Origin of the sequence: Clostridium sp., assembly GCF_051656525.1 — a bacterium.
In the GTDB taxonomy this organism is placed as follows: domain Bacteria; phylum Bacillota; class Clostridia; order Clostridiales; family Clostridiaceae; genus Clostridium.
In genome coordinates this window covers 1-13,117 of sequence record NZ_JBOGCC010000078.1, presented here as the reverse complement: position 1 = coordinate 13,117, position 13,117 = coordinate 1, and the positions used below count along the sequence as shown (strand labels likewise).

Here is a 13,117-nt window from a genome sequence, read left to right as displayed (position 1 = left end):
ACAAATTTCTATTACATAGAATAACTCTTTAAGTTCCTAATGTCTATTCATTTTTTTTATTTTCTCTAATTATTAATCTTTTTAATTATTTATTAACCAATTTTATATATATTTTTTATTAATAACTAATTTTAAATTCGTATATCTTAATACATTAATATATATTTTATTTATAATTGTCCATGTATTCCTTTATATTACTATCTATTTTTAATATTACTTGTTTTTCATATATTACTAAATTATCCATTTAAAAATATATGCCCAGCTCCTTTTATAAATAAAAGGAACTAGGCATTAATTAGTATAATAATTAAACTTTATTAAATAAAATTTTATAAATTAATTTATTCTCTCTTTTGTTTCATAATCAAAGAAATGTAATGCATCTAAATCTAATCCAAAATTATGCTTTTCTTCAACATCATATTTATAATGTCCCGGTACTGTTATAACAATATCCTTTCCACTTTTAAGTTTTACAAATAAAGTTTTTTCTTTTCCTAAAACTTCTATAACATCTACAGTACACTCAAAGCTATTTTTTCCTTTTCCACTAGTAAATCTTTCTGAACGTATTCCTAAGTGTACTTTTTTCCCTTCATAACTTTTTAACGCCCTTTTATCTTCCTCTTTAAGTTCTACCTTTATAATTCCATCTTCTGATATAAAATTTTCATCTTCTATTTTTCCCTCTATCATATTAATAGTTGGTGATCCTATAAACTTAGCTACAAACATATTTTGAGGCTTATTATAGAAATCATATGGTTTTCCTACTTGTTGTATTTTTCCATCATTCATTAAAACAATTTTTGTTGCCATCGTCATAGCTTCTACTTGATCATGTGTTACATATATTGTTGTTGTTTCAAGCTGCTTATGAATTCTAACAAGTTCAACTCTCATATGCTCTCTAAGTTTTGCATCTAAGTTTGATAAAGGCTCATCCATTAAAAATACTTTAGATTTTCTAACTATAGCACGTCCAAGTGCTACTCTTTGTCTTTGTCCTCCTGATATATCTGATGGTTTACAGTGAAGATAATTTTCTATTTGAAGAAGCTTTGCAGCTTCCTTTACTCTTTCATCAATAATATTTTTTCTTTCTTTTCTCATACTTAATGAGAAAGCCATATTATCATATACACTCATATGTGGATATAATGCATAACTTTGAAATACCATTGCTATATCCCTATCTTTAGAAGCTAATTTATTTACTCTCTTTTCTCCAAATATTAAGTCTCCCTCAGTAATTGAGTTAAGCCCTGCTATCATTCTTAAAAGTGTAGTTTTACCACATCCTGAAGGACCTAATATTACACAAAAATCTCTATCTTCAATTTCTAAATTTATATTTCTTAAAGTAAAGTCCTCTCTGCTTTCATATTTTTTTCCTATATTATTTAATGCTATTTTCATACCTTCTCACTCCTATCCTTTTGTCGCACCACTTGAAAGACCTGCAACTAAATGTTTTTGTAGTGCTAAAAACATTATTACGATTGGAACTGCTGTAAGTAATGCACCTGCTGCAAAAGCTGGTTCATTCATAGTTCTCATATCATTTGTTAGTGTAAATAATCCTGCTGCAAGTGTATATGATTCTGGGTTTGTCAATAATATTTTTGGAAGTAGATAATCCATAAATGGTCCTATAAATGACCAAAGAGCTATTATTGCAAGCATTGGTCTTGCAATTGGCATTATTATAAGTCTATATATTTTCATACTAGAACATCCATCTATTCTTCCTGCATCATCAAGCTCTGTTGATATGGAATCTAAATACCCTTTTAATATAAATGTATTTCCTGCTATTCCTCCACCTGCATATATCAAAATAAGCATCATTTTTCTTGAAAAACCTGGAATTTTTGCTTCTATTATTGAATGCATTGTAAAATATGCAACTATTCCAACAAAGCTTGGTATAGTTTGTATTATCATTATTCCCATAAGAGACATTCTTTTTCCTTTAAATCTATATCTTGAGTAAGCATATCCTGTAAAAGAAACTATAACCACTGTTATTACTGCTGTAACACAACTTATAAATATAGTATTTTTCATCCAAGTTAAATAAAGAGTATCGTTTAAAAGATATTCAAAGTGTTTCATACTAAATGAAAATTCTCCATTTAACATAAGATATTTTCCTTGCTCACCATTAAAAGATGATATTACAAGTTTTGATAAAGGCCATAAAACTATTAATGCCCAAAATATAAGTGCTCCATAAGATAGAATAAGTCCAACTTTTCCAAGCTTCGTTAAAGGTGGCTTATCTGATAAATATAAATCATTTTTCTTTTTAAATATCCTCATTCTTTAACTCTCCTTCTTAAATGCTTTTGTTCTACTAAAGCCTATATATGCAATAATCATAAGTCCTATTGATATAAGAATACTAACTGCAGCTCCTATTGCTTGTTCTTGATTTTCCATAATAAGCTTATATATATATGATATTAAAATATCTGTTTCTCCTGCTAAGTTTCCATATTCTGCTGGATTAAATGGTCCTCCACCATTAAATAGGTATATACTTGAGAAATTATTAAAATTAAATGTATATTGTCCTACTAAAAGTGGTGCTGTTTGGAATAGAACCATTGGTATTGTAATTTTCATTAATTTTCTAAATGTTGATGCCCCATCTATATCCGCTGCTTCATATAAATCTTTATTTATTGACTGAAGAACACCTGTTGATAAAAGGAATACATATGAGCTTCCAAGCCAACCTTGAATACATATAAGCATTATTTTTGCTATCATTGGATCATTCTTTATTGATACTGTTGTTCCAAAAAGATTTTGAACCACTTCCGTAATTGCTCCATTTGGAGATGATAAGATACTAAAGAATATTATTGTTATAAATGCTGGCACTGCCCATGGAAGTAAGTATATTGATCTAAAGAATATTTTCCCTTTAATTCTTTCATTATTTAAAAGAAGTGCAAGTGAAAATCCTAAGAATATTCCAAGTGTTGTTGCACCAATTGTCCAAATAATTGTCCACCTAAATATTTTCCAGAATATTGTTCCAATCATTCCTTCTCCTGTAATAAGAATCATATAATTAGAAAAGCCTTCCCATCCAAATCTTGCTTGATGGTTTGGATCCATTCCAGTAAATGATAAAAGAATTGTTGTTGCTATTGGAACAAGTACTATAAATATAGTTACTATAAGTGCTGGTGTTGAAATTATATAAGGTACTCCCTCTTCTGCTAAAATTTGCTTTGTCTCACACCATGAATTAGGTCTACATCCTTTTATTATTTCTTTTTCAACCTTTAAAGCATCTTTAAAGGCTAAAACTATAATTCCAAATGCTATTGATAAAAGTGCTATTGCAATTATTCCCTCTATCATAAAAATTATTGATCTGTCTAAACGTTTACCACCTTCTGCAAGTGTTATAAGACCTGCAATTCCATCACCTTTATAATTTCCATATCCAAGCGCATAAGGAATTGCTATTAAATAAGTATAAACTATTCCTAAAAATGTTATACTTGCCTTTGCATATTGTTTATTTAAAAATTGTCCTACTCCTGGTGTAAAAATTGTAAAGTAGCTTTTAAATGCTTTAGAGTTTTCAACTTCTATTGGATAATTTCTTCTTAAGTCATTGACATTTATATCAATACTTCTAATTTTCTCTTTTAAACCTTTTGATAATTCATATTTTTTATTTTTTATAAATTCATTATTATATTTCTTTTTAGATTCAAAGGATTTCATTAAAACTTTATCTTCATAACTTTTTTTAGCATTTTTAATCCCTTGCTCTTCTGCCTTTTTAGATATAATTCCATTTTTATATTTTTCTTTTAACTCTTTTATTTCTCTATCTCTTAGCCCCTTTTCTTCTGCTTTAAAATTCTCAAAGATTATTTTGAATTTTTTCTCATTATTTCCACTTATTTCTTTATCTTTTTTTATGGCAAAATCTAATTCTATTTTAGATTTTTTTGCCTCTTCTAAAACTGCTGGAATCTGATCCATTTCAAGTTTGCTTTGCTCATATATAAGCTCTGCATCATAAGTTAAATTTACATATTTTTTATAAAACTTACATTTTTTCTTTGCTTCTTCTAATCTTTTTTCAAGTTTAGAAATTAACTTAACTTCAGTTTTATTTTTAATTTGTGATTTTTTAAGCTCTTCTTTAAACTTCTTTTCCTCTTTTTTAAATTCATTTAACTTTTGAATATATTGATGACTCTCTTTATTTTTCTTAAGATCTTTAAGTTTTTCTTTTAAGCCTTCCTTTTTACCTTTTTCTTCTTCCTTTATCTCTTCTTCTAATTTAGCTACATCATATAAATATAAATTTTTTCTTTTATATTCCCTGCCTAAGTTATCATATAAAACACTCTTTAAACTCACCTTTTTTCACCCCTATTATCTTTGTATACTTTCTAATATTTGCTCATTTTTCTTTCTGTTAATTTCAGCCCAAAAGTAAATTAACATAACTACAATTAATACGTATGATATTGCTGTAGCTATAAAAAATATTGAATATGCCTTTTCCATAAGAACTACAAATATAAACAACCCAATTGATAAAAGAACCCATGTTTGAACAAATAACTTACTAATTCTTAATTTAATAAGCGCCAAATAAGTATATATCCCTAAACTTATAGGTGTTATAATTTTAATGAAAAATATTGAAAGGCACATTGTTAGATAGACAGAATACATATCTTGTGTACTATCACCAATCTTTGTTCCTAAACTTTCTTTCCAAACTTCAAACATTCCACTATCTTTTATCATTAATATAGCCTCTAATGATGCCATCATAATAATGGTTCCACATAAAGTAATCATAATGTAAAAATTTCTTTTACTTAGTTCTATACTATCTCTCAATATGTCCTCCTTTTTAAAGTCTAGTGCTAGAAAAAGTTTTTCTAGCACTAACCCACTTTAACTTTTAATTTCTATTTTTTAATTGTTCCTATCATAGTTTCAAATGAAGCTTGTACTTGCTTGTATGCTTCTTCTGCATTTTTAGGTTGTGTTGATGACCATGATAATAATGCATTTTGCCAGCTATCCCAAACTTTCCCATACTCTGCAAATAAAGGTCTTGAAACCGCTGCTTCATATGATTCATAAGTTGCATCTATAACTTTTTTATTTAATGCATCAATTCCTTCATATGCTGAAGGTTCAACATTTTCTAATATTTTTCCTGTTTGCTTAAATAAGTCTTTTGCAAATTCTGGATTAACTAATTCTTTAATCATTTCTTTTGAAAGTTCAAGTTTACCTTGATCTTCTTCTGCTCTAGCATTTACTCCAAGTGCCCATCCACCTTTCCACTGTTGTAATGCTTGTCCGTTTACTTTTATTCTATTTAAAGGAATAACTTCTAGATTTTCTTCACTACCAACTCTTTCAGCTAAGTTTGGTGTTGCCCAAGGTCCATCTATTCTTATAACACTGTTTTTACCTGTATTAAATTGCTCATCTAAATATCCACCAGCTGCTTTTTTATCCCAAAGATCAGTTTTGTTTTTGTCATGCTCTTTCCAATATTTATAAACACTTTCAAATAAACCTTTTTGTTTTTCATCAAGCTCACTCCAAGCTTTAGTTGCGTCAGTTTTAAACTCTCCACCTTCATTGCTTAATAATTCAAAGCCTGCACTATTTGCAAATGCTACTCCAAACCAAGCATCATGAACTAATACCGATAATGTTTGATAATCAAGGTCTGAAAACTCTATGTCCTTAGTTATATCAACCTTTTTATCTTTTGCATTTTTAACATTTACATATCCAATTAAAGTTTCTATATTGTATGGGAAAGCAAAGTAATCATTTCCAACCTTTAAGCTTCCTCCAATTCCCTTATCAAAATCTTTAAACCCACCTACTTGTTCTGACATCTCTTTTGCATCAATTTTAGCTAAAGCATTATTTTTTGTAAGTCCATCAAATCTATCAAGTGGAAGTGCAAAAACATCTGCTACGTCTTCATTAGTTATATCAGTATTATCAATAATTCCTAAGTGATCAAATGACCCATTTGTTATAAATTCAATCTGTGCTCCTTCATATTTCTTTAAAACTCTTTCCTTAGCCTTTTCATAATATGGAAGCCATCCTTCCTCTACTTGAACTTTAATGCTTGCATCCTTTGCAAGTGATGCTACATCTTCCTCTGCTCCTTTACTTCCTCCACACCCTATAAGTCCAATTGAACTCATAGCGATAAGACCCATTGCTAATATTCTCTTCATAAAATTCCCCTCCAAATTTTTTTTAAATTATATCTATATATTTTATTTTTATAATTTACCCTTTTATAGTTTTAAATTTAAATCTTCCAGATATTTTTAGCATAATCTCTTATAGTTCTATCTGAACTAAAAAATCCTGCATTAACTGTATTTCTAAAACATTTTTTAAAGAATTCTTCCTTATTTTTATAGTCATTATTAAGCTTTATTCTAGCTTCAAAATATCTATCAAAATCATTTAATATGAAATAATGATCTGGTTTATGCCAGCTTGTACCTTTTAATAGTGAATTATAAAGCTCTTTAAAGCTTCCTTCTATAACTCCCTCTTCATCTTCCATACCATCATTTAAAGTCCCATCTATTACTGAATCTAAGACTCTTTTTATATGTGGATTATTTTCATATATTTCTTTTGGATTATATCTATCTTTTATTTCTAAAATCTCTTCTTCTTTTGCTCCAAATATATAATTATTTTCAAGACCTGCTTCTCTAACTATCTCTATATTTGCACCATCTAATGTTCCAAATGTTACTGCTCCATTTAGCATAAACTTCATATTTCCTGTTCCTGAAGCCTCTGTTCCTGCTGTTGATATTTGTTCTGAAACATTAGCTGCTGGAATAAGCTTTTCTGCATATGAAACATTATAATTCTGTACAAATACAACTTTTATTTTATCTTCCATATCTTTATCATTATTTATAAGATTTGCAATTTCATTTATAAGTTTTATAATAGCCTTTGCACGTCTATATCCTGGTGCAGCTTTTGCTCCAAAAATAAATGCTGTTTTATAGAAATCTTTAACTTCTCCATCTTTAATCCTATAATACAAATCTAAAATTGATAAAGCATTCATAAACTGTCTTTTATACTCGTGTAACCTTTTAATTTGAATATCAAATATAAAGTCTTCTGATAATTTAATACCTTCATTCTTTTCTATATAATCAATTAATTGTCTCTTTTTCTCTGATTTTATAGCTATATATTCATTTAAAACTTCTTCATTATCTTCAAGTCCATTAAGACTTCTTAACTCTTCTAAATTTTTTATAAAAGAATCTCCCTTAGACAATCTAGTTAATAATTCAGTTAGTTCCTTATTACAAGATGCCAGCCACCTTCTTTGAGTTACTCCATTAGTTTTATTTTGGAATTTTTCATTATATAACTTATACCATTCACTTAAAGTATCTTTCTTTAAAATCTCTGTATGAATTTCTGCAACTCCATTTACATATTTTCCTATAAATGTTGCCATTCTTGCCATATGAACTTTTCTATCACAAACTATTTTATAATTTGAAAGCTCCTCTTTTTTAACTCCAAGTTCTAAAACTTCTTTTACAAGCTTTTTATCTATTTCATAGATAACTTTCATAACTTCTGGTGTATAGATTCTTATAAGTTTTACATCCCATTTTTCTAAAGCTTCTGCCATAACTGTATGATTTGTATAATTAAATATTTCTCTTGCCATATTAAATGCTTCATTAAAACTTATTCCTTCAAGTTTCATTAACCTTATAAACTCTGGAATAGCTATAACAGGATGAGTATCATTTAATTGCATAATATTTAAACTTGCAAATTTACTAAAATCTTTTCCATACTTCTTTTTATAAGTTCTTATAACATCTTGAAGTGATGCACTTACAAAAAAGTATTGTTGTCTATATCTTAAGACTTTCCCTTTTTGAGTATTATCATTTGGATATAATACTGCTGAAATATTTTCTGCCTTTGTCTTTTCTAAAACTGCTTTATTATATTTACTATTGTTGAAGTCTTCAAAATTAAAATCTTCTACAGCTTCACTTTGCCAAAGTCTAAGAGTTCCTATATTCTCTGTCTTATATCCTATAATGGGCATATCATATGGAACTGCTATAACTTCTAAATCTGAAAACTTAACCTTAATTTTATCTTCAAATTTTCTAATACTCCAATTATCTCCATATCTTGTCCAATTATCTGCTTCTTCTACCTGAAATCCATCTTCAAATTTTTGTTTAAATAAACCATACTTATATCTAATCCCATATCCATTTAAAGGAATATCACAAGAAGCTGCACTATCTAAGAAACAAGCTGCAAGTCTTCCAAGTCCTCCATTTCCAAGAGCCATATCTTCTATTTCATCAAACTTATTTATATCAAATGAAAGTTTTCCTAAAGCTTCACGAACTTCATCAAATATTCCCATACAAATAAGATTATTTTGAATTGCTCTTCCAACTAAGAATTCTGCTGATAAATAATATGCATGTCTTTCTTCATTAAAATTTTTATTTGATTTAGTCCACCTTTTAGCTATTTTATCCATAACTATTTTTGAAACCACATTGTGCATTTCATTAACAGTTACTTCCGAAGCCTCTTTTCCATAGATTTTTAGAAGTTCCATTTCTATTCTTTTATCTAAGTCTGAATTATTATCTATTTTTTCTTCCATATTAAATTCACCTCGTCTATAAGTTCTAGTTACACTTCTTAACTTCTTCTCAATACTCTTTGTTAATGAATCTTTTTTAATTCTCCACTTCCAGTTTTCACCTAATGTAGATGGAATATTAATTCTACCTTCACTTCCTACATTTAGAATATCTTGCACCTGAAGTATTGCTGTGTCAGATACACTTCCTAACGCAAGCTCTATAAACTTCCAGTTATCCTCTGATGATTCCATTCCTGAATACTCATTACAGAAAACTCTTTCTTCTTCAGTTAAGCTCTCATACCATCCCTTTACGGTATCGTTATCATGAGTACCAGTATAAACAACTGAGTTCTTTATGTGATTATGTGGTAAATACTCACTATCTCCTTGTGGATCAAATGCAAATTGTAAAACTTTCATTCCTGCATAGCCACAACCATTTAATAAATCTCTAACCTCTTTTGTTATATATCCTAAGTCTTCTGCTATTACATTAACTTCTCCAAGTTCCTGTGATACTTTATCAAACAAACTTTTTCCAGGACCTTTTTTCCATTGTCCATTGATAGCTGTTTCATCTTCAAAAGGTATTGACCAGTAACTTTCAAATCCTCTAAAATGATCAATTCTTATAACATCAAACATTTTTGTAGCTTCTCTAATTCTACTAATCCACCAACTATAATTTTCTTTCTCCATAGCCTCCCAATTATAAATTGGATTTCCCCAAAGTTGCCCTGTTTCTGAAAATGCATCAGGTGGACACCCTGCAACTTCCTTTGGATTTAAATTTTCATCAAGACTATATAAATTTGGATTTGCCCAAACATCTGCACTATCAAATGCTACGTATATAGGAATATCTCCTATTATTTCTATTCCATTTAAATTTGCATATCTTTTTAGCATGTCCCATTGTTTGTAAAAGAAATATTGTAAAAATATATAGAAATAAATTTCTTCACCTAATAAATTTTTATATTTTTCAATTTCTTCTCCTCGTCTAAACTTTATTCCTTCTTCCCACTCACTCCAAGCTTGTCCTTTGTTATAATCTTTTAAAGCCATAAAGATTGCATAGTCTTCTATCCACTCTTTATTTTTTTCTCTAAATTCTCTTATTTTTTCATCTATTTCTGCATGTCTATTTTCATAAGCTATTTTTAAAACTTTATATCTATTTTCATACATAACTGCATAATCAATACTTTCGATATCGTTTCCGAAACTAAACTTTTCTATGTCACTAAAAGTTAATAATCCCTCATTCAAAAGTAAATCTAAATCTATAAAATATGGATTTCCAGCAAATGTAGAAAATGATTGATATGGTGAATCTCCATAACTAGTTGGTCCTACAGGTAATACCTGCCAAAAGTTTTGACCTGAGTTCTTTAAAAAGTCAACAAACTTATATGCTTCTTTACCTAATGTTCCAATTCCATAATCTGAAGGTATTGAAAATACCGGTAATATAATTCCACTCTTTCTCATAAAACTTTTTCTTTCCTTCCCTTTCTTTTATATTATATTTTCAAATCTATTGTTCAATAACCATTTATTGTAATTTAAGTATACATTTACATTTACTCTTAGTCAATGAAATAACCACTTTTTTACACTTGTAAAACTTAGTCTATAAATACCTTCTTTAAGTCTATCTTTTACCATTCAATTTCTCATTTTTTAATGATTTTTAGTATATTATTTAGTAAAACTTCTCTTAAAGCCTGGTTTTTTCTAACTTTCTTAAGTTTAATATAGTTTTACATTTCAAGTTCTATAGTCACCATTATTGGTTGACCATATTTTTCCACATTGCTAAAATTAGAGAAAGTTATTACTAAAACTATTTTTAAGGAGAAGAAAATATGAAATTTATTTATGGAAAAAATGATTTTAAAAATTTAAAAAGAGCAAATGAAAATTGCTACCTATTAACTAATGGACTTGGAGGTTATTCTAGTACAACCCTTATAAATTCACTTACAAGGAGCGATCATTCCTTATTTACAGCCTCATTAAAAGCTCCAAATCTTAGAAAAAATATTATAAATAAACTAGAGGAAAGTTTAGTTATAAATGAAAAAGAAATTCCTTTATCATCACAAGAATTTGTTACTTTCACAAAAAATATAAAAGGATTTTCCAATATACTTTCTTTTAAACAAGAATATCTTCCCTCATGGGATTATTTTTTTGATGGTGTAAAAATTAAAAAAACTATAGTTTTTGCTCATAATAAAAATACTCTTGGAATTAAATATTCAATTTCTAACAACACAAATCACTCTGCAAGTTTAAATCTTACACCTTTATTCCAATTTGCAGATAGAGGTAAAACATGTACAAGTCCTTTAAATATTATTAAAGACGAAAATAAATTTACTGCTAATGATATAGCTTTATTTATAGATACAAATTATTCTAATGAAACTATTTTAGAGCCTGAATTTATTAATGATTTATATTTCTCTTATGATTCAGTTGATGGGCGTGACTCTGTAGGGTGTGCTACAAAATTCATTTCTTATTTATATAATGTTCCTGCAAAATCACAAAAAGATTTTTATATAATACTTTCTTTATCTTCTGAAAAAGAAAATATTGATAGTTTAATAGATTCTGAAATTTTAAGACAAAAAGATTTAATAGAAAAATCTAATCTTTCTAACGAAACTGCTAAGACTTTAGTTAGAGCTTGTGATCAATTCATATGTAACCGTGAATCAACTTCTGCTAAAACTATAATTGCAGGATATCCTTGGTTTGAGGATTGGGGACGTGATACTATGTTTGCCCTTTTAGGTTCTTGCATTTCCACAAGAAGATTTGAAGATGCTAAAGATATTTTTAGAAGTTTTATTAAATATACTAAAAATGGACTTATGCCAAATCTCTTCCCTGAAGGAGACAAAGCTCCTTTATATAATACTGTTGACGCTTCCCTTCTTTTTATTTATGCAGTTTATGAATACTATAATGCTTCAAAAGATTTAGATTTTATAAAAAATGAAGCTTATGACACAATTATAGCTATAATATCTTGGTACAAAAAAGGAACTAATTTTGATATTTATATGGATGATGATTATTTAATTCATGCAGGTTCAGGCTTTGATCAAGTAACATGGATGGATGTTAGATTTGATACTATTCTTCCAACACCAAGACATGGAAAGCCAGTTGAAATAAATGCTTTTTGGTACAACTCACTTATGATTGCATCTGAATTTTCTAAACTTCTAGGTAAAGATTTTGAAAATTTTTCTTCTCTTAGTGCTAAAGTATATGATTCTTTCAATAAAAACTTTTGGAATGCTGAAGAAAACTGTCTTAAAGATGTTTACTCTGGAAAAAGTTATGATACTCAAATTCGTTCAAATCAAATATGGGTTCTAATGATGCCATTCCCTCTTTTAAATGAAAAAAAGTCTCGTGCTGTTTTAGATAAAGTTTATAATGAACTTTATACGCCATATGGTCTTAGAACTTTAAGTAAATATGATAGTGAATTTAAACCTAACTACGGTGGTAGTCATTTTAATCGTGATATGGCATATCATCAAGGAACAGTTTGGCCTTTCCCCCTTGGTGGATTTTTAATTTCTTATCTTAAAGTAAATAACCACTCAGAAAAGGCTAAAACTGAAGTATATGAAATGTTAGAATATTTAAATCCTTGCCTTAAAGAAGGATGTGTTGGTCATATTGCTGAAATTTATGATGGATTAAATCAAGCTCGTTCACATGGATGCTTTGCTCAAGCTTGGAGTGCATCTGAACTTTTAAGAGTCTTCTCTTATATACAAAATAATTAATATAAATCTAAAGCCAATAGAAATATTTTTTCTACTGGCTATAAATATATTTATATATTTATAAAGAGGTTGTTTTACTTTTAAACAACCTCTCTTTTTTCCTAAATCTCTATATTTTTAATTTTAAATCCTTCTTTTGTTATAATATTAAAGCTTATATTTTTTACTTCATCTAATTTATTTTCTGTTTCTACCCTTAACTCATCTTTTTCTAGCCACACTTTTATAAGCATTTCTTTAGAATTTCTCATATCTTTACTTATTCCATCATCAGTATATAATTTATACTCTGCTCCATTTTCTACAAAACCAACTACCTTTAGATTTTTCATACTTAATTTTTCAGTAGATTGAGCAGAGTCAGATATTGTAAAAAGTTTATCTTTTCTTATAAAGACTGGGATTTCATTAAGATCCACATCTATATAGTGATGTCCTTTATTTATTATATCTAGCTCTATTTTGTTATATTCTTTTACTTTCCATAATGCCATTTCTTCAGGAATATATACATATCTTCCTCTTTTATTCGGCTCATAGATTGGTGCTACCATTAAACTATCTCCTA

The 13,117-nt window shown here is 28.1% G+C and carries 7 protein-coding genes and 1 pseudogene; 1 reads left to right on the top strand and 7 read right to left on the bottom strand.

Annotation, left to right across the window (positions count from 1 at the left end):
- Positions 1–342 precede the first annotated feature (342 nt).
- The 6 genes from ACRDDY_RS02950 to malQ all read right to left on the bottom strand — a co-directional run bounded on the left by ACRDDY_RS02950 (position 343) and on the right by malQ (position 10,222).
- Positions 343–1,425 carry an ABC transporter ATP-binding protein gene (locus tag ACRDDY_RS02950; protein ID WP_438563474.1) on the bottom strand — a complete coding sequence of 361 codons (1,083 nt, stop codon included), beginning with the start codon at positions 1,423–1,425 and terminating at the stop codon, positions 343–345.
- A 12-nt stretch (positions 1,426–1,437) separates the two neighbouring features.
- Complete coding sequence (locus ACRDDY_RS02945) at positions 1,438–2,331, bottom strand: sugar ABC transporter permease (RefSeq protein ID WP_438563473.1); 894 nt, start codon at positions 2,329–2,331, stop codon at positions 1,438–1,440.
- Positions 2,332–2,334: 3 nt separating this feature from the next.
- The gene (locus ACRDDY_RS02940) at positions 2,335–4,407 is read right to left on the bottom strand and encodes an ABC transporter permease subunit (RefSeq protein WP_438563472.1); all 2,073 of its coding nucleotides are present in this window, start codon (positions 4,405–4,407) and stop codon (positions 2,335–2,337) included.
- Positions 4,408–4,422: 15 nt separating this feature from the next.
- The gene (locus ACRDDY_RS02935) at positions 4,423–4,899 is read right to left on the bottom strand and encodes a hypothetical protein (protein WP_438563471.1); all 477 of its coding nucleotides are present in this window, start codon (positions 4,897–4,899) and stop codon (positions 4,423–4,425) included.
- Between the two features lie 71 nt (positions 4,900–4,970).
- Complete coding sequence (locus tag ACRDDY_RS02930; protein ID WP_438563470.1) at positions 4,971–6,278, bottom strand: sugar ABC transporter substrate-binding protein; 1,308 nt, start codon at positions 6,276–6,278, stop codon at positions 4,971–4,973.
- Between the two features lie 77 nt (positions 6,279–6,355).
- Positions 6,356–10,222 carry a 4-alpha-glucanotransferase gene (gene malQ / locus ACRDDY_RS02925; protein ID WP_438563469.1) on the bottom strand — a complete coding sequence of 1,289 codons (3,867 nt, stop codon included), beginning with the start codon at positions 10,220–10,222 and terminating at the stop codon, positions 6,356–6,358.
- Positions 10,223–10,599: 377 nt separating this feature from the next.
- Here malQ and ACRDDY_RS02920 point away from each other — a divergent pair, with 377 nt between their 5' ends.
- Complete coding sequence (locus ACRDDY_RS02920) at positions 10,600–12,549, top strand: amylo-alpha-1,6-glucosidase (RefSeq protein WP_438563468.1); 1,950 nt, start codon at positions 10,600–10,602, stop codon at positions 12,547–12,549.
- A gap of 101 nt (positions 12,550–12,650) precedes the next feature.
- On the opposite strand, the pseudogene ACRDDY_RS02915 reads toward ACRDDY_RS02920, so the two are convergent.
- Positions 12,651–13,117 (bottom strand): annotated as a pseudogene (locus ACRDDY_RS02915) (TIM-barrel domain-containing protein); the annotation flags it as partial.